17 protein-coding genes are annotated in these 17654 nt (G+C 74.3%); 10 read left to right on the top strand and 7 right to left on the bottom strand.

What is annotated here, in order from left to right; translation table 11 throughout:
• Positions 1-29: 29 nt before the first annotated feature.
• Complete coding sequence (locus FVA95_RS08080; RefSeq protein WP_240051343.1) at positions 30-689, bottom strand: GNAT family N-acetyltransferase; 660 nt, start codon at positions 687-689, stop codon at positions 30-32.
• Between the two features lie 692 nt (positions 690-1381).
• On the opposite strand from FVA95_RS08080, the gene FVA95_RS08085 reads away from it, so the two are divergent.
• A complete protein-coding gene (locus FVA95_RS08085) occupies positions 1382-2011 on the top strand; it encodes a hypothetical protein (protein ID WP_149663642.1) in 630 nt (209 codons plus the stop codon).
• A gap of 88 nt (positions 2012-2099) precedes the next feature.
• Here FVA95_RS08085 and FVA95_RS08090 read toward each other — a convergent pair whose 3' ends face one another.
• Positions 2100-2657, bottom strand: a complete 558-nt coding sequence (locus FVA95_RS08090; RefSeq protein ID WP_161992232.1) for a TetR/AcrR family transcriptional regulator — start codon at positions 2655-2657, stop codon at positions 2100-2102.
• A 303-nt stretch (positions 2658-2960) separates the two neighbouring features.
• Here FVA95_RS08090 and FVA95_RS08095 point away from each other — a divergent pair, with 303 nt between their 5' ends.
• Genes FVA95_RS08095 through FVA95_RS08105 form a run of 3 tightly spaced genes read left to right on the top strand, consistent with a single transcriptional unit; the run spans position 2961 to position 4395 of the window.
• On the top strand, positions 2961-3452 hold the full coding sequence (locus tag FVA95_RS08095) for a GNAT family N-acetyltransferase (protein WP_020622669.1): 492 nt from the start codon (positions 2961-2963) through the stop codon (positions 3450-3452).
• Positions 3446-3931 carry a GNAT family N-acetyltransferase gene (locus FVA95_RS08100; RefSeq protein ID WP_149663644.1) on the top strand — a complete coding sequence of 162 codons (486 nt, stop codon included), beginning with the start codon at positions 3446-3448 and terminating at the stop codon, positions 3929-3931. Before FVA95_RS08095 ends, FVA95_RS08100 begins: the two co-directional genes overlap by 7 nt.
• A 47-nt stretch (positions 3932-3978) precedes the next feature.
• On the top strand, positions 3979-4395 hold the full coding sequence (locus FVA95_RS08105) for a hypothetical protein (protein WP_149663645.1): 417 nt from the start codon (positions 3979-3981) through the stop codon (positions 4393-4395).
• A gap of 11 nt (positions 4396-4406) precedes the next feature.
• Here the strand turns inward: FVA95_RS08105 and FVA95_RS08110 are convergent, their stop codons facing one another.
• Positions 4407-5477, bottom strand: coding sequence for a 3-deoxy-7-phosphoheptulonate synthase (locus FVA95_RS08110; RefSeq protein WP_149663646.1), 1071 nt, complete (start codon positions 5475-5477; stop codon positions 4407-4409).
• 200 nt (positions 5478-5677) lie between these two features.
• Between FVA95_RS08110 and FVA95_RS08115 the strand changes: the two genes are divergently transcribed.
• Positions 5678-6475 carry a carbon-nitrogen hydrolase family protein gene (locus tag FVA95_RS08115; protein WP_149663647.1) on the top strand — a complete coding sequence of 266 codons (798 nt, stop codon included), beginning with the start codon at positions 5678-5680 and terminating at the stop codon, positions 6473-6475.
• A 122-nt stretch (positions 6476-6597) separates the two neighbouring features.
• On the opposite strand, the gene FVA95_RS08120 is transcribed toward FVA95_RS08115, so the two are convergent.
• From FVA95_RS08120 to FVA95_RS08130, 3 genes are all read right to left on the bottom strand, one after another.
• A complete protein-coding gene (locus tag FVA95_RS08120) occupies positions 6598-6897 on the bottom strand; it encodes a 4a-hydroxytetrahydrobiopterin dehydratase (RefSeq protein WP_149663648.1) in 300 nt (99 codons plus the stop codon).
• A gap of 66 nt (positions 6898-6963) precedes the next feature.
• Complete coding sequence (locus tag FVA95_RS08125; RefSeq protein ID WP_149663649.1) at positions 6964-7998, bottom strand: ABC transporter permease subunit; 1035 nt, start codon at positions 7996-7998, stop codon at positions 6964-6966.
• Positions 7995-8990: an ABC transporter ATP-binding protein gene (locus FVA95_RS08130; protein ID WP_149663650.1), complete on the bottom strand. Its 996-nt coding sequence runs from the start codon at positions 8988-8990 to the stop codon at positions 7995-7997. Before FVA95_RS08130 ends, FVA95_RS08125 begins: the two co-directional genes overlap by 4 nt.
• Positions 8991-9118: 128 nt before the next feature.
• Here FVA95_RS08130 and FVA95_RS33660 point away from each other — a divergent pair, with 128 nt between their 5' ends.
• Positions 9119-9946: an NUDIX domain-containing protein gene (locus FVA95_RS33660; protein WP_304627177.1), complete on the top strand. Its 828-nt coding sequence runs from the start codon at positions 9119-9121 to the stop codon at positions 9944-9946.
• Between the two features lie 79 nt (positions 9947-10025).
• The gene (locus FVA95_RS08140; RefSeq protein ID WP_149663651.1) at positions 10026-11021 is read left to right on the top strand and encodes a type IV toxin-antitoxin system AbiEi family antitoxin domain-containing protein; all 996 of its coding nucleotides are present in this window, start codon (positions 10026-10028) and stop codon (positions 11019-11021) included.
• Between the two features lie 255 nt (positions 11022-11276).
• Here FVA95_RS08140 and FVA95_RS31480 read toward each other — a convergent pair whose 3' ends face one another.
• Positions 11277-11426: a hypothetical protein gene (locus FVA95_RS31480; RefSeq protein WP_020626377.1), complete on the bottom strand. Its 150-nt coding sequence runs from the start codon at positions 11424-11426 to the stop codon at positions 11277-11279.
• Between the two features lie 109 nt (positions 11427-11535).
• Here FVA95_RS31480 and typA point away from each other — a divergent pair, with 109 nt between their 5' ends.
• From typA to FVA95_RS08155, 3 genes are all read left to right on the top strand, one after another.
• Complete coding sequence (typA, locus tag FVA95_RS08145; RefSeq protein WP_149663689.1) at positions 11536-13446, top strand: translational GTPase TypA; 1911 nt, start codon at positions 11536-11538, stop codon at positions 13444-13446.
• Positions 13447-13598: 152 nt separating this feature from the next.
• Positions 13599-15446, top strand: a complete 1848-nt coding sequence (locus tag FVA95_RS08150; RefSeq protein WP_149663652.1) for an ABC transporter family substrate-binding protein — start codon at positions 13599-13601, stop codon at positions 15444-15446.
• A gap of 392 nt (positions 15447-15838) precedes the next feature.
• Positions 15839-17509: an ABC transporter family substrate-binding protein gene (locus tag FVA95_RS08155; protein WP_368667307.1), complete on the top strand. Its 1671-nt coding sequence runs from the start codon at positions 15839-15841 to the stop codon at positions 17507-17509.
• Positions 17510-17654: the final 145 nt, after the last annotated feature.

Genomic DNA, 17654 nt, shown 5'->3' on the forward strand with positions numbered 1-17654 from the left:
CGACCGCGCGGGCGGCGGGAACTGAGCGGTCACCCGGGCCCGGGTGGTGAGTACCGGCCGCCGGTCGATCCCGGTGCGCCGACGGCGAGGGTCCAGCCGTCGACGTCGCAGCGCCCGCCGGTGCGGTCGCCCGCGGCGACGACGGTCCCGTCGGCCCGCAGCCCGGCCGAGTGCCGTCGGCCCGCGGCCAGGACCGCCCTGCCCGCATCGCTGCCCGGCCGCCCGGCAGCCCGGTCCCACCGGGCGTGCACGGCGTCGCCCTCGACGGTCACGCCCGCCCCGAGCCCGCGCAGCACCGCGACCGCTGCGCCGTTGTCCGCGGTGGTCTCCGCGACGACCGGTCCGTCGGCACGTTCCACGAGCATCCGCAGCACGGTGGCACCGACGCCGCGGCCCCGCCACGGCCGGGCCAGCCAGATCCCGGCCTCCTCGCCGCCGTCGACCGGTGCCAGCCGCGCCGCCCCGGCCACCTCCCCGTCGACGACGACCGCCCAGGTCCGTTCCACCGGTCTCGGTGCCGTGACCGACCGCTCCCGGTGGAACGCGACGAACGCCGCGCGCCGCCGCACCGTCCACCCCGGCGGACCGGGCACCGGCGGCATCACCCCGAGCGGGTCCGCCCCGGCGACCGCCGTGTCGCACAACGCCGCCAGCAGGGGCTCGTCGAGGCGCCGCAGTCCGATGTGCACCCGCCCAGGATCGCGGTCGTCCGTCCCGCGCGACACCGGGTTTCCGGCCCGCGACGGCCGGGCGCCGCCGGTCCTCGCCGACCACGACCGTGGCTCCCAAAGCGACGTCGACCCCCGAACAACCCGTCCGGGTGTGGATCCACCCCGACAGCGTTACTCCGGACGGACCACGTCGTTGACCATTCTGAGGGCCTGACCGGCGCGCGACAGTCTGGCGCGAAGCGCTGTCCAGTCCCGTTCCGGGCTGCCGTTCGGCGATCGATACACACCCGGCGGCCACGCCCCGCGCGACGAACGGTCGAGTCCCGTCACGCCGTCCGGCCCATTCCCGCAGGTGGATGGGGGTATCGCGAGGTGTCCGCCCGGTGTGGGCAGTGACTCCGGGAGCTAGAGACGCCCGTTCGCCGGCCTCGTTGCGTATCTGTGATTCATGCCACTTCTCAGGTGCTTTCTGTAACGATCGGCGAGCTGTCGTTCTTATACGGAGAGTAGCTAAACGACACCTGGTGGATAGCACTCTGTGTAGTTGTTCAGCGGCGAGCGGTCGGTTCGTGCGTACAGGAACGGACATAACGCCGCCCGAACGAGGGGGTGCTCTCGCTTGGGTGATCAGCGTCCGTACGTTCTGCGGCACCGGCCAGTGACGGAGTGTCAGTACGACGGCCGGATCACATCGCCACAGAAGGAGTGCCATGAACGCCCCCGAGACGACTCCCGCCCGTCGCAACGCCCGGCGGATCGCCGCCGCCGGCGCCCTGTCCGTCCCGCTGGTCCTGGGCTCGGCCGGAATGGCCTTCGCCGGTGACTACGGCGACGGCGGCAAGCACCACGACAAGGGTCGCGACTGCGCGCCGTCCTCGGCGTACCAGAAGGGCGGTCTGCTCGGCCTCGACGCCGCGGTCGACCCGCAGCTGAACGTCGGCGGCATCCTGAACCAGGGTGCGGTCTCCCAGCAGACCACCAAGCTCGACCGGTCCAACTCCGGCATCGTGCAGAGCGGCTGCGGCGCGGGCGACGCCGTGCAGGTCGACGACCTGGTCGGGCTGGGTCTGGACGTCAGCCCGTCGGCCAACATCGGCGGCATCCTGAACTCCGGCCCGGTGCAGCAGTCGACCACCACCGTCGACGACTCCAACAGCGGGATCCTGCAGTCCGGCGGCAAGCACGGCGGTGGCGGGTACGCCTCGCAGCGCGGCGGCCTGATCGACGTCGCGGCAACCGTCAACCCGTCGATCAACATCGGCGGTCTGCTGTCCGGCGGCCCGGTGTCGCAGTCGACCACCACGGTCGACCAGGGCAACTCCGGCATCGTGCAGGGCTGAGCGCCGCGGGACACCCGTGAGGCGCGTACCGCCCGGGCCGCTTGACCCGGCCCGGGCGGTACGGCCGACCGGCCCCTCCGAGCGGAGCTCAGAAGTCCCGGCGGACCAGCATCCGCCACGCCCACCCGGCGGCGACCTCGGGTGGGGGCAGCGGATCGCGTTCCAGCCAGCTCGCCGCGACGCCGAGCAGCGTCCAGGTCAGGCCGGCGGCGAACACGTCCAACGGCATGCCGAACGCGTCCTCGGAGACGCCGAGACCCACCGTCGTGTCGGCGACGACCGACTGCATCCGACGGCGCATCCCGGCCGCCGCGTCCGGCGCCGCGGCACCGCCGAGTGCCTGCCGGTACAACGGCGCGTGCTCCGCGAGGTGGTGGAACCAGCGCAGCAGGGCCGCGGGCGGCTCGGGCCCGATGTCGTCGATCGACAGGTCCGACAGGTCCGCCCCGGCGTCCGCCGCCCGGTTGGCGAGCGCGTCGGCCAGCAACATCTCCTTGTCGGTGTAGTGCTGGTAGAAGCTGCTGCGGTTCACCGACGCGTGCTCCGCGACGTCCGCGATCGTGATCGACTCGAGCGAGCGGTCCCTGGCCAGCGCGAGCAGCGCGTCCTGGAGACGCCGTCGCGTGCGCACCGCCCGGGGATCCACGCTCACCATTCTGCCGAACGGGTGACACCCGGTTGCGGCGACCCGGCATCTCGTCGCCCGCCGGGCGGGATCAGGGACATCCGGCCGCGGTCCGGGCCGCGGAACGGTCCGTGCCGGCGGAGGCGGGCCCGGTCGGACGCGTACGGCGGCGCGGCGTGGTCATGCCGGTCCTCTCGTCGGACGGCGGGTCGATGTTGCGCCGTGCGGACCAGGCTCATCAGGATCGACGATCGCCGGACGGGCGGCGGGAGCGCTGCGGGGCGCTGCTAGGTTCGGCGCCTCCGTCCGTCCGGGAGGCCATGCGTGATCACCGTCCGGGAGCTGGGCCCCGACGACTGGGAGACCTGGCGCGACCTGCGCCTCGCCGCCCTGGCCGAGGCCCCCGACGCGTTCCACAGCCGGCTCACCGACTGGCTCGGCGCGGGCGAGCAGGAATGGCGCGACCGGCTGGCCGCGCCCGGTCGGTACCTGGTGGTCGAGGTCGGCGGCCGACCCGCCGGGCAGGTCGTGGCCGTCCCGCCGGACGACGACGGCGTCGCCGACCTCATCGCCCTCTGGGTCGCCCCGCACGCGCGCGGGGGCGACGCCGCGACCGCGCTCGTCGACGCGGTCCTCGACCGCGCCGCCGGGTGGGGCGCGCGGACGCTGGCGCTGCACGTGGTGGTCGGCAACGACCGCGCCGCGGCGTTCTACCGCCGGCTCGGGTTCGTCGACCGGGGCGTCGTCGAGCGCCCCGACGGCATCAGCGAGACCCGGATGGACCGGCCCGTCGGCCGTCCGGTCCCGCGGTGCTGACCGTCCGGCCCGCGGCGCCCGCCGACGACCCCGAGCTGACCCGGATCGATGCCCTGACCTGGACGGCCGAGGTCAGCCCCGCTCCGCCGCGGCCCGAACCGTTCCTCGACCGGACCCCGGTCGGGGACGTGCTCGTCGCCGACGACGGCGCCGTGGTCGGGTTCGTGATCGTCGGGCACGCGCCGCCCGCCGTCCCGGCGCACGACCACGTCCGCTACATCGGGGGTCTGGCGGTGCACCCCGGCCACGCCGGTCGCGGCGTCGGCCGCGCGCTGGTCGACGCCGCGGTGGCCCGGGCCCGCGACACCGGCGGGCACAAGGTCACGCTGCGGGTCCTCGGGCCGAACACCCGGGCCCGGGAGCTGTACCGCCGCTGCGGCTTCGTCGAGGAGGGCGTGCTGCGCGCCGAGTTCGTGGTCGACGGGGTCGCCGTCGACGACGTCCTGATGGCCCGGCACCTCGGCCCGCGGGACCGCTGAGCTGCGGCGAAGCGGAACTGTCGGGGGTCGGTCGTAGCGTCGGAGCCATGACCACCGCCCCGCCGTCGCCCCCGGCCTCGCCACCCGTCCCGTCGCGGGTGGTGGCCGCGCTGCGCGCCTCCTGGAGCCGCGACACCTGCGACGTCGCGGACGTCGGCGACTGGACGCCGGACCGTCCGTCGCGGGGCCAGTGCGGGGCGACGGCGCTGGTCCTGCACGACCTGTTCGGCGGTGACCTGCTGCTCGCCGAGGTGTGGCACGCCGACGGCACGCTGCAGGGCTACCACTGGTGGAACCGGCTGCCCGGCGGCGCCGAGGTGGACCTCACCCGGGACCAGTTCGGCCCGGGTGAGGTCCACCCGCCCCGGGTGGTCGTGCGGCCGGAGGGCCCGCCGCGCCGTTGCCGCGCCCAGTACGAGCTGCTGCGTCGCCGGGTCCTCGACCGGCTGGACGGCCCGGGGTGAGCGGCCCGGGCTCAGCGGCGGCCGCGGCGCACGGCGTCGGCGAGCGTGCCCAGCAGCTCGTCGGTGGTGGGCCAGGACATGCAGGCGTCGGTCACCGAGCGGCCGCGGACCATGTCCGGGCCCAGCTCCTGGCGTCCCGCCTCCAGGAAGCTCTCCATCATCAGCCCGGTCACGGCGCGCTCGCCGCCCGCGATCCGCTCGGCCAGCTCGGTCACGACGCCGGCCTGCCGCACGTGGTCCTTGCCGCTGTTGCCGTGGCTGGCGTCGACGACGATCCGCTCCGGCAGGCCCGCCGCCCGCAGGGTGTCGGCGGTCGCGGTGACATCGGCGGCCGAGTAGTTCGGGGTGGCCCCGCCGCGCAGGATGACGTGGGTGTCCGGGTTGCCGATGGTGGTGACCAGGCCGGCGAGCCCGTCGGCGTTGACCCCCATGAACACGTGCGACGCCGCGGCCGCGCGCATCCCGTCGATCGCGGCACGGATGTCGCCGTCCGTGGCGTTCTTGATCCCGACCGGCATCGACAGGCCGCTGACCAGCTGGCGGTGCACCTGGCTCTCCGCGGTGCGGGCGCCGATCGAGCCCCAGGTGACCACGTCGGCGATGTACTGCGGGGTGATCGGGTCGAGGAACTCGCAGCCGACCGGCAGCCCGAGCGCGGAGATGTCGAGCAGCAGCGTGCGCGCGGTGCGCAGGCCGCGGTTCACGTCGAAGGTGCCGTCCAGGCCCGGGTCGTTGATCAGGCCCTTCCAGCCGACGGTCGTGCGCGGCTTCTCGAAGTAGGTCCGCATGACCACACACAGCTCGCCGGACAGCTCCTCGGCACGGGCGGCGAGGCGGTGGGCGTAGTCCAGGGCGGCGTCCGGGTCGTGCACCGAGCACGGCCCGACGACGACGAGCAGCCGGTCGTCGTCGCCGTCGAGGATGTCGGTGACCGCGGCGCGGCCGCGGGTGACGGTCTCGGCGACCCGGGGATCGCAGGGCAGGCCGTGCCGCAGCAGCGCGGGCGAGATCAGCGGGCTGATCCGCTCGATGCGGCGGTCGTCGGTCGGGGCGACCTGCAGGGGGGTGGTGCTCGCACTCATCGGAGACGGTGGTCCTTACCCGGCGGACCGCCCCGGATCACCTCGACCGAGCCGGTCCGGAATGCCGGCTCGAGGGGATGGAGGTCAGCGCGCTACGGCACCTGCCAGCCCATCCCGGGCCGGCCGGCGAAACCAGTAGTACGCGTTCAGCACACCTCGACCGTACCCCACGCACGGGACGGGCGTGGTACGACCGGCACATGCGGATCGCCCTGGCCCAGATCGTGTCCACCCCGGATCCCGAGGAGAACCTCGCGGAGGTGGAGCGCAACACCCGCGCCGCCGCCGACGCCGGCGCACAGCTGGTGCTGTTCCCCGAGGCCACCATGTGTTGCTTCGGGGTCCGGCTCGGCCCGGTGGCGCAGCCGCTGGACGGACCGTGGGCGACCCGGGTCCGGGAGCTCGCCGCGGCGGCCGGGACCACCGTCGTCGCGGGGATGTTCACCCCGTCCGGGGACGGCCGGGTCCGCAACACGCTGCTCGCCACCGGCGGCGGTGTCGACACCCACTACGACAAGATCCACATGTTCGACGCGTTCGGCTTCGCCGAGTCCGACACCGTCGAGCCCGGGAGCGAGCCGATCGTGGTCGGGGTGGGCGGGGACGATCCGGTCACGGTCGGCCTGTCCACCTGCTACGACGTGCGTTTCCCCGGCCTGTACCAGCGCCTGGCCGACGACGGCGCCACCGTGCTGCTGGTCCCCGCCTCCTGGGGCACGGGCCCGGGCAAGCGTGAGCAGTGGGAGCTGCTCGTGCGGGCCCGCGCGGTGGACACCGGCTCGTTCGTCGTGGCGTGCGACCAGGCCGACCCGACCACGGTCGGCCGCGAACACGGCAAGGCCCCGACCGGGATCGGGTACAGCCTGGTCGCCGGCCCGCGCGGCGAGGTCGTCGACGCGCTCGGCGCCGAGCCCGGGCTGCTCGTGGTCGACGTGGACCCGGCGGAGGCCACGACCGTCCGCGAGCAGATCCCGGTGTTGGCCAACCGGCGGTTCTGAGCCGCGCCCGGCCGTGCCCGGCCGCGTCCGATGGCTCGGCGGTCGGGCGCCGCGTCGGGGCGCGGCGCCGGCGGGCGTCGCGGTGAGGGAGCGGTGCGTGGCCCGTCCCGGCCGTGGGTGGCTCAGCCGCCCGCGGTGCTGAGACGGTCGGAGATTTGCGCGGCGAGGTCGACGTCCTTCGCGGTCAGTCCGCCCTCGGAGTGCGTCGACAGCCGGAAGGTCAGCGTGGCGTAGCGGATGTCGATGTCGGGGTGGTGGTCGGCGTCCTCGGCGTCCTCGGCGACCCGGTCCACCACCGCGATCGCGGACTCGAAGTCGGGCAGCGTGGCCGTGCGGACGATCGAGTCGCCGTCGCGGTCCCAACCGGGCAGCTTCTGGAGGGCGTCGGCGATCTCGGCGTCGGTCAGCGTCGGGGTGGGCATCGGCCCATCGTGGCGCAGACGGTGCACCCCGTCGCGATGGAGGGTGTCCGGATCGTCCCGGAGCGCTCAGCCGTCGCGGCGGGTCAGGGCGAACACCACGACCCCCGCCCCGGCGACGGCGAAGCCGGCGGCCCGCGCCGTGGTCGCCCACAGCGCCGACGGGTCGGCGGGCACCGCGAGGATCCCGGCCAGGACCTCGTGCCAGTGCCCGGACGGCAGGACCGGCGCCACCGGCTCCCACAGCACGGTCGCCAGCGGAGCGACGGTCAGCGCGGCCAGACCCGTCGCGACGACCCCGGCGGGCCGCCGGACCAGCGCCGACATCGCCAGCAGGAGCATCCCGAGCCCGCACAGCTGCGCCGCGGCCCAGCCGGTGAGCACCACCGCGCGGAGCAGGGTGTCGCCCACCCCGAACGGGCCCGCGCCCAGGGCGAGCCCGCCGCAGACCAGGGCGGAGACGACCGTCGTCGTCGCGGCGAGCAGCGAGGTCACCGCGACCGCGGCGGCCTTGAGCCCGAGCAGCCGTCCCGGGCCGACGGGGGAGAGCCGCAAGGCGTCGAGGGTGCCGCGGGCCCGCTCCGCGGCGAACGCGTCGGCCGCCACGAGCACGACGGGCATCCCGAGCGCGAACGCCGCGGGCTCGGACAGCGCGACCGTCAGGGTCCCGAGTGCGAAGGACAGCCGGCCGTCGTCGGTGGCCAGCGCGATCGTCGCCAGCAACGGCACGAGCGCCGCCGACGCGAGGACGACCGCGGTGCGCGGACGGAGCAGGGCGAGCTCCAGCTCCGAGCGGAGCAGCCGGCCGAAGGGGGCCGCGGTGGGGCGGCGTGCCGGGCGACCGGGCCTCGGCCCGGAGCGTGGGCGGGGGGAGCCGGCGGACCGCGGCCGTGCCGGTGCCTGCGAGTAGGCCGCCCCGGTGGGGGTGACTGCCCGGGCCCCGGTCGTCGCCGGGGAGCCGCCGGCCCGGTCGCGCGGCGCGGGAGCGACCGCCGGGTCGCCCGGGACGGCGCCGGGGGAGCCGTGGGGCGCGGCGGCCCAGTCGTCGCCGGGGCGGGGGTCCGGGGCGCCCCAGGTGTGCTCGGGGCGCACGATCGCGCTCACCGCCCCGCCCCGTACCCGGCACCCGTCGGGGCCGGTTCCTCGGTGAGCCGGGCGAAGAACTCCTCCAGCCGGGCCGCGGGCCGCGTCACCCCGTGCACGGCGACACCCGCGTGCACCAGCGTCGCGACGACGTCCGGTGTGGCGGGCCCGGCCGGCACGAACACCCGGTCCCGGGGTCCCTGCTCGGCGTCGATGCCCCGGGCCAGCAGGGCCGCGACGGCGCGCTCGCCGTCCGGCGTCGTCACCACCAGCGCCGACGGGCCCGAGTCCACGAGCTCGTCGAGCGGGCCCGCGCACAGCAGCCGCCCGGCCCGGAGCACCGCGACGTGGCTGCACGTCGCCTCGATCTCCCCGAGCAGGTGCGAGCTGACGATCACCGTCGCGCCCGCGGCGTTCATCTCCGCGATCAGCCGGCGCACCTCCCGGGTGCCCGCCGGGTCGAGCCCGTCGGTCGGCTCGTCGAGGACGACGAGGCGCCGCCGGGTCAGCAGCGGCACGGCCAGCCCGAGGCGCCGGCGCATCCCGGAGGAGTACTCGCCGGCGCGGCGGTCGGCCGCCTCGGCGAGCCCGACCCGGCGCAGCACGGCGTCGACGGCGGCCGGGATCCGCGCCGAGTCCAGCAGCGGTTCGGCGGCCGCGGCCCGCAGGAGGTTCTGCCGACCGGTGCGGTGCGGGTGCAGCGCGGGCGCATCGACGAGGGCGCCGACGTGCGGCAACACCTCCGACGCGCGGTGCGGCAGCCGCCGTCCGAGCAGCTCGACCTCGCCGTCGCTGGGGGCGAGGAGCCCGAGCAGCATCCGCATCAGCGTCGTCTTGCCCGCGCCGTTGGGGCCGAGCAGCCCGAGGACCGCGCCCATCGGCACATCCAGGTCCACCCCGTCGACCGCGCGCACCGCGCCGAAACCGCGGGACAGGCCGATCGCGCGCACCGCCGGTGGGCGCGGCGCCGGGGGCGGCTCGGGAGGGTCGAGGGGGGCGGACGTCGGGTACACGGCACCCAGCGTGACCGTGCGGCGGCGCGAGCGGGCCGTTTTCGCCGAGTTCGGCCACTCCGGCCGGGTGCGGGGCCGGCGATCGGCCGCTCCGAGCGGCTGCGGGCCCGGCTGCGAGGATCGACGGCGTGCCGGTGCTGAGCCTGGACCATCACGTGGACGGACCGCCTCGACTCGTCGCGGGGGTGCTGCGCGAATCGGCCCCGTCGGCCCGCGCGGTCGCGCGGGTGGGAGCCCGGTTCACCGCGCCGTCGGCGCTGCTCGTGGCCGGGGACGAGGTCCGGGTCGTGCTGCCCGGCGGGTTCCTCGTCTGCCGGACACGGATCACCCGCGCCGGGGCCGGTGGGGTGTGGTCGGAGCTGGCGGCGGGTCCCGCGGCGGTGCTGCGGCACACGACCCGGGTCGTGGCCGCGGCCGGGGGCGGCAGCCATGTCCACGACGAGCTCACCTGGCAGCCGCCCCTCGGTGTGCTCGGCCGGATCTCCGACCCGGTGCTGCGCCGGTTCGGTGCCCGCCTGCTCCGGGCCCGCCGCGACGTGCTCGCCGAGCGGGTCGCGGAGCTGGGCCGGGCCGGGGTGGTCGTCGGGGCGGCGATCGTCCGGGACGGCAGGCTGCTCGTCGCCCAGCGCTCCTACCCGGCCGAGCTGGCCGGCCGCTGGGAGCTGCCCGGCGGCGGCGTCGAGGACGGCGAGAGCGGGCCCCGGGCCCTGGTCCGGGAGTGCGCCGAGGAGCTGGGTGCGCGGGTGGTGGTCGGGGAGCGGCTGGGCACCGACCTGCCACTCGGGAGACGTGTGCTGCAGATCCACACCGCCCGGCTGGAGCCCGGCTCCCCCGAGCCGGAGGCCCGCGAGCACCGGGCGCTGCGCTGGGTGGGGCCGCACGAGGTGGCGGCCCTGGGCTGGCTCGACGCCGACCGGGCCGTCGTCGCCGAGCTGGTGGACCTGCTGCGGACCTGACGCGCGGTCCCCGGTGCCGGAACGACGATCACCACCGGATCCGGTGGAACCGATCCGGGTCGGGCGTCGTCCAAGCCACATGAACCGGAACGCCGCCGCGCCCCTCCCGTCCGTCCTCCCGACCGCTGCGCACGGGGCGGCCCGCCGCTCCCGGACCGCGCGGGGCACCGACCCGCTCGCCCGGCTGTTCGCCGCGCAGGACGGCCTGGTCACCCGGGCCCAGGCGCTCGCCCACGGCCTGTCCACCGACCAGGTCGACCGCAGGCTCGCCGCCCGCCGTTGGATCCCCGTGCACCCCCGCGTCTACCGGCACGCCGCCCACCGGCCGAGCGAGCGGTCCCGGGTCCGAGCCGCCGTGCTCTGGGCCGGGGAGGACGCCGTGCTGACCGGTGCCGCCGCGGCCTGGTGGTGGGGGCTGCTGCCCGGTGCCCCCGCGGTCGTCACGGTCACCGTGCCGCGACGGCGGGCGCCGCGGTCGCGTGCGGGGGTCCTCGTCCGGCGCCGTGACCTGGACCCGGTCGACGTCACCACTCACGACGGGGTGGTCGTCGCCCGGCCGGCGACCGCGGTGCTGGACGGCGCGGCCGACCCGGCGGTGCCCGGGGACGCGCTGCTCGACCACGTCCTCGGCACGGGATCGGTCGGCGTGGCCGAGCTGGTCGAGGCGCATGCGCGCAACCTCGGTGCGCACGGGTCGGGCGTGGTCGGCCGGATGCTGGCCGGGGCGTCGCGCCGGGTCGCCGTCCGTGCCCGGCACGGGTTGCGGGCGTTGCTCGCCGCCCGGGGGGTGCGGGCCTGGCGCACCGACGTCACCGTGGCCGGGGTCCTGCTCGACCTCGCGTTCCCCGCGGCCAGGCTGGCCGTCGAGGTGCACGACCCGGTCGACGCCGGAACGGGCGCCGACGGCTGCGGCTCCGCGTGGCGCCGGGCCGTGCTGCGCCGGCACGGGTGGCGGACACTCGTCGTCGAACCGGCGGAGCTCCGGTGCCCCGAGGAACTCCTGGCGCGCCTCCACGAGGCCGTCACCGGCCATCCGGCGGGGCCCGGCGGTGCCGCGGGGCGGGCCGCGGGGTGAACGACCGGCGAACCCCACCACACGCGGGGTCGTCGGGCCGCCCGGACGACTGTGATTCCGGCCATGTCGGGTCCGTGTGCCGGATGCGTCGTCACTGCCCACGGGGTGGTCGTGAAGGCCGGTCCGGGGTCCGGGCACACGAAGGAGCGGACCCGTCGGACGACGTCGACCGACCTGCCGCCGCTTTACCTCACCGGCGGTGCGCACGCAACCCGGACCGAGACGTCGTCGCAGGTCAGCGGGTCATACGTCCGTTCAGTAGATACGCGCGATCTTGATCGCGCGCGTGAGTGCCTTGCCGCTCAGATCGTCGGCGCCCGCCTTGCGCAACCGCAGCGCGACGACCGGACAGCTCTTGCACCGCTTCGGCTTGGACCGGCAGCACTTCTTCTTGACCTTGCCCATGATGAGGTCAGGCTAACCTGCGCCCGGGGCGTGGTGAAGGACTTGCAGCGGATACCGTTGAGGTGTGACCATCCCTCGTTCCGCCGCGGCCCTCGATGCCCGTTCCTCGATCGAGAGCGACGCCGTCCCCGATCGGGCCGGCCGACCCGAGCTGCGCAACGTCGCGATCGTCGCGCACGTCGACCACGGCAAGACCACGCTCGTGGACGCGATGCTCCGCCAGTCCGGCGCCTTCGCCGAGCGCGCCGAGCTCGTCGACCGGGTCATGGACTCCAACGACCTGGAGCGCGAGAAGGGCATCACCATTCTCGCCAAGCACACGGCGGTGAACTGGCACGGCACGACGATCAACGTCGTCGACACCCCCGGCCACGCCGACTTCGGCGGCGAGGTCGAGCGCGGCCTGTCCATGGTCGACGGCGTGGTGCTGCTCGTCGACGCCTCCGAGGGTCCGCTGCCGCAGACCCGGTTCGTGCTCCGCAAGACCCTGACCGCCGGCCTGCCCGTCATGCTCGTGGTCAACAAGACCGACCGTGGCGACGCCCGGATCGCCGAGGTCGTCGACGAGTCCCTCGAGCTGCTGCTGGAGCTGGCCGACGAGCTGGAGCTCGACGAGTCGGTCACCTCGCACCTGCTCGACCTCCCGGTCGTCTACGCCTCCGGCCGCGCGGGCAAGGCCTCCCGGATCCGGCCCGCCGACGGCGAGCTCCCGGACTCCGACGACCTCCAGCCGCTCATCGAGACCCTGCTCGACGTCGTCCCGCCGCCGGCCGACGACGTCGACGCCCCGCTGCAGGCCCACGTCACCAACCTCGACGCCTCCAGCTTCCTGGGCCGCATCGCGCTCTGCCGCGTCCGCGCCGGTGTGCTGCGCCGCGGCCAGCAGGTCGCGTGGTGCCGTGAGGACGGCAGCACGCCGCGCGTCAAGATCACCGAGCTGCTGCGCACCGAGGCGCTGACCCGCGTCCCCGCCGACGAGGCGCGCGCCGGTGACCTGGTCGCCGTCGCGGGGATCGCCGACGTCACCATCGGCGACACCCTCGCCGACCCGGAGAACCCGGTCGCGCTGCCGCGCATCCACGTCGACGAGCCCGCCATCTCGATGACGATCGGCACCAACACCTCGCCGCTGGCCGGCCGGGACCCGCACCCGGGCAAGAAGCTGACCGCCCGCCTGGTGAAGGGCCGGCTCGACGCCGAGCTGGTCGGCAACGTGTCCATCCGCGTCCTGCCGACCGAGCGCCCCGACGCCTGGGAGGTCCAGGGCCGTGGCGAGCTCGCGCTGGCGATCCTGGTCGAGACCATGCGTCGCGAGGGCTTCGAGCTGACCGTCGGCCGCCCGCAGGTGGTCACCAAGACCATCGACGGCAAGCTCCACGAGCCGTTCGAGCAGCTGTCGGTGGACGTGCCCGAGGACAGCCTCGGCGCCGTCACCCAGCTGCTCGCCGCCCGCAAGGGCGAGATGGGCGACATGGTGCACGGCGACGGCCGGGTCCGGATGGAGTTCCGCGTCCCGTCCCGCGGCCTGATCGGCTTCCGCACCGAGTTCCTGACGATCACCCGCGGCGCGGGCATCGCCAGCCACGTCTTCGACGGCTACGGCCCGTGGGTCGGCGAGATCCGCACCCGCAACAAGGGTTCGCTGATCTCGGACCGTTCCGGGCCCGTCACCCCGTACGCGATCGACCAGCTCGCCGACCGCGGCACGCTGTTCGTCGGCCCGACCACCCTGGTCTACGGCGGCATGGTCGTCGGCGAGTACACCCGCAACGAGGACCTCGAGGTCAACATCACGCGGGAGAAGAAGCTGACCAACATCCGCTCGTCGACCTCCGACGTGCTGGTCAAGCTGATCCCGCCGACGATCCTGAGCCTCGAGCAGTCGCTGGAGTTCTGCGCGACGGACGAGTGCGTCGAGATCACCCCGGAGAACGTCCGGATCCGCAAGATCGAGCTGGACTCGAACCTGCGGGCCCGCGCCCGGTCCCGTGCGAAGGCCGCGGCCAACGCCACGAAGTGACCCGCGCGGCTCGTGCGCTGCGGTGTTGCGTATCGGTGAGCAGAGCAGAGCCTCGCCGACACCCGGCCCCGCTGCGTATCGGTGAGCAGAGCGCAGGCGCCCGCCGGACCCCGTCCGGCGGGCGCCTCCGCCGCGGTGGGGATACTGCGGACGTGAGAGCACGTCGACGCTTCCGGGCGCTCCCGGCGCTCCTGCTGGTCGCCCTGCTGGCGCTGACGGGCTGCGCGGCGGACCCGCAGCCGGCACCCCCGCCGGAGACGAACCGCCCGACCGAGCCGGTCACCGCCCCCACCCGGGTGGTGGTCGGTGTCGACGACCTGGGGCCCGGGTTCAACCCGCACCTGCGGTCGGACCAGTCGCCGGTCACCACGGCGATCGCGTCGATGACCCTGCCGTCGGTGTTCCGGCCCGACGACCGGGGTGTGCCGCAGCTCGACACGACCGTCGCCACGTCCGCGACGGTCACGTCGCAGAGCCCGTTCACCGTCAGCTACGAGCTCAACCGCGATGCCGGGTGGTCCACCGGCGCCCCGATCGCCGCCGAGGACTTCGTCTACCTCTGGCAGCAGATGCGCAGCCAGCCGAACACGATCGGCGCCGCGGGCTACCGCGAGATCACCGACGTGCGCTCGCGCGCCGCGGGCAAGGCCGTCGACGTGGTGTTCCGCGAGCCCTACCCGCACTGGCGGGAGCTGTTCGGCGACCTGCTCCCCGCGCACCTGCTCAAGGACGCGCCGGGCGGCTGGACGGCCCCGTTCGCGGGCGGTGTGCCCGCCTCGGGGGGCCCGTTCCGGCTGATGCAGGTCGACCGTCTCCGCGGCGAGGTGCTGCTCGCCCGCAACGATCCCTACTGGGCGACCGCCGCGGTCGTCGACGAGATCGTTCTGCGCCGCATCCCGGCGAACACCCTGCCGACGGCGCTGGAGAGCCAGGGCGTCGACCTCGCCCTGCCCGACGCCCGGCCGGAGATCACCCAGGCCCTCGAGGTCCTGGCCCGGGGCCCGAAGCCCCCGACCGTGCAGCGCGGGCCGCGACCGGCCGTCGAACAGCTGGAGTTCCGCACCGCCGACGGCCCGCTGGCCGATCCCCGGGTCCGCGAGGGCATCGCGGCGCTGCTGGACCGCGACGCGATCCGGGAGCGCGTCAACCCCGACGCCGTGGCCGTGAACGCCTTCGGCGCCGCCCCGTCGGACCCCGGATACGTGGCGACCGCGCCGGCCGGTGCACCCGGCAGACCCGACGCGGCCGCGGCTGCGGCCGCATTCACCGAGGCGGGATACGTCCGTGGTCAGGACGGCCGGTGGACCCTCGGTGGGCGCCCGCTCAGCGTGGTCATCGGTGCCGGGGCCGAGCGGACCGAGGACGTGAACGTCGCCCGCGTCGTGGCCGAGCAGCTCAAGGCCGGCGGGATCGGCGCCACGATCGTCGCCCCGTCGGCACCGGACCTGCTGACCGACCCGAGCGTTGCTCCGACGACACCGACCCCCACCACCACGCCTGCCCCGGGCGCAGGCCCGGTCGTCGGTGGCGCCGCACCGGTCACCACGCCCCCGCCCGCGACGACCACCGTTCCGACGACGTCCGGTGCCCCGGGGTCCGGCGCTCCGGTCGCGGTCGACGTGCTCGTCGCACCCCGGGCCGCCTACGGCGCTATCGGGCCGCGACTGGACTCCGACTACGGCTGCCCCGCGGACGCGGTGTCCGGCGAGCTGCCGGGCGTGGCCTGCTTCCCCGCGCTGCAGCCGTTGCTCGACGAGCTGTTGGTCGCCGACAGCCCGGACCCGGCCGTCGTCGCCGAGGCCGAGCGGGTGCTGTGGCGTCAGCTGCCCGCGCTGCCGCTCTACCAGGCGCAGGGTCTGGTCATCAGCAACCCGCAGACCGACGCGGCCACCCGGGTCACTCCCGGCCCGATCGCGACCGGTCCGATGTCGAGTGCACGGACCTGGGCCGAGCCGGAGGGCTCGGGCGAGCGCCCGACCGGCGAGGACGACCCGAACTGACACCGTCGGATGCGCCCGTTCGGGCGCGCTCCGCTGCTGCATGGTGACGGCGAGTGGTACGTAAGTACCAACTATGTTTCGGCGTGCATCGAGGGCTGTGCGGCGCAACGCTCCCGTTGTTACTGTCCGGTTCGGCTGCGAGCCCGTCACGTCGACCAATGGTCACCGTTTCGCCACGATCGGCGTCGGACCTCGCCGCTGGAGGGCCGCGATTCCTAGCGTGCCTCCCTGACGGGCCCCGGCACACATCCGGTGGTCCGTCGCGTCCCGGACGGGTGCGACAACGGCGTGCACCCACGACATCTCGAGAGGCACGGCGGACGATGAGAATCAAGGCGGCAGCCGCGATCGCTGTAGCAGGAATCAGTGCCCTGCTGCTCAGCGCCTGTGGAGTGGGTGGCGGTGGCGGAGGGAGCAGCACCGCCAGCGGGAACTTCGCCGACTGTGCCACGGACATCAACACCTGCAACGCGGTCCCGGCTGACCAGCTGCAGCAGGGCGGCACGATCACGTTCGCGATCGAGAAGAACATCCCGAACTGGAACGTGAACTCGGCCGAGGGCAACGTCTTCGAGACGGGCATGGCGACGAAGGCGTTCCTGCCCTACGCCTTCACCTCGCAGCCGGACCTGACGACGAAGCTGAACTCCGACCTGATGGTCTCGGCCGACCAGACGAACCCCACGACGATCGTCTACAAGGTCAAGCCGGAGGCGAAGTGGAGCGACGGCACCCCGATCGCCGCACCGGACTTCGTCTACTCCTGGAAGACCCAGGACGCCCGCCAGTGCCCGGACTGCGCCACGGCGGGTAACGGTGGCTTCGACCAGATCAAGAACGTCGTCGGCTCCGACAACGGCAAGACGATCACCCTGACCCTGGACAAGCCCTACACCGACTGGCAGTCGTTCTTCAACTCCTCGGCTCCGCTGTACCCGGCGCACATCGCCGCCCAGCACGGTGACATCAACACCCCGGCTGGGCTGGCCTCCTCGTTCGACTGGCTGGGCAAGAACGTCCCGACCTACTCGGGCGGCCCGTTCGTCATCGCGAACTGGCAGGACAACCAGGCGCTGACGCTGAAGCCGAACCCCACCTGGTACGGCGCGACGAAGCCCAGGGTCGACACCTTGATCCTGCGCGTCATCACCGACGCCACCCAGGAGCCGATCGCGCTGCAGAACAACGAGGTCCAGGTCGTCTACCCGCAGCCACAGGTCGACATCGTCTCGCAGCTGCAGCAGATCCCGAACACCTCGCAGGTCCAGCAGCTCGGTCTGACCTGGGAGCACCTCGACTTCAACCTGCGGAACCCCGTCCTGAAGGACAAGGCGCTCCGTGCGGCGCTCTACACCGCCACCAACCGGCAGGACATCATCGCCAAGACCGTCGGGCAGTTCAACCCCGACGTGAAGCCGCTGAACAGCCTGATGTTCCTCCCGCAGCAGCCGGAGTACGTCGACAACCTCCAGGGTTCCTCGCTCGGGAGTGGTGACATCGAGGCGGCGAAGAAGCTGCTGACCGACGCCGGCTACACGGGTGTGGGTACCAAGCTCGTCGCTCCGAACGGGCAGGCCGTTCCGGACATGCGCATCCGCTTCACGGTCGGCAACTCGATTCGGCAGAACACCGCAGAGCTGTTCGCCGGGTACGCCAAGCAACTCGGCGTCACCGTCACCGTCGCCCCGACCGACGACCTCGGCACCACGCTGACGGCCGGCGACTACGACATCATGGTGTTCGCCTGGGTGCAGTCCCCGTTCCCGTTCGGTGGTGCCCAGCAGCTGTGGCTGTCCACCTCCGGTTCGAACTTCGGCAAGTACACCAACCCGAAGACCGACCAGCTCATCAACGCCGCGGCGTCCAGCACGGACAAGGCCTCGGCCGCTCAGCAGCTGAACGAGGCCGACAAGATCATCCTGGGCGACGCCTACGTTCTCCCGCTCTACCAGAAGCCGACCCTGCTCGCGACGCAGAACTCCGTGGCCAACGTCCGGGGCAACGCGACCCTGGACGGCCCGATGTACAACGTCTCCGAATGGGCGCTGCGTTCCGGCAGCTGACGCCGAGTACGACGGAGGCCCCGCCGGTCAGACGCGTCGAGTGAGCGTCTGACCGGCCGGGGCTTTCGCCCTCCACGATCGGCCCGGCGCGTCCCGTCGGCCACCTCTACGGTCTCCGGTCACGAGCCGGGGCCCTCCCACCACA

It is taken from the genome of Pseudonocardia sp. EV170527-09 (assembly GCF_008369905.1).
Lineage (GTDB): Bacteria > Actinomycetota > Actinomycetes > Mycobacteriales > Pseudonocardiaceae > Pseudonocardia.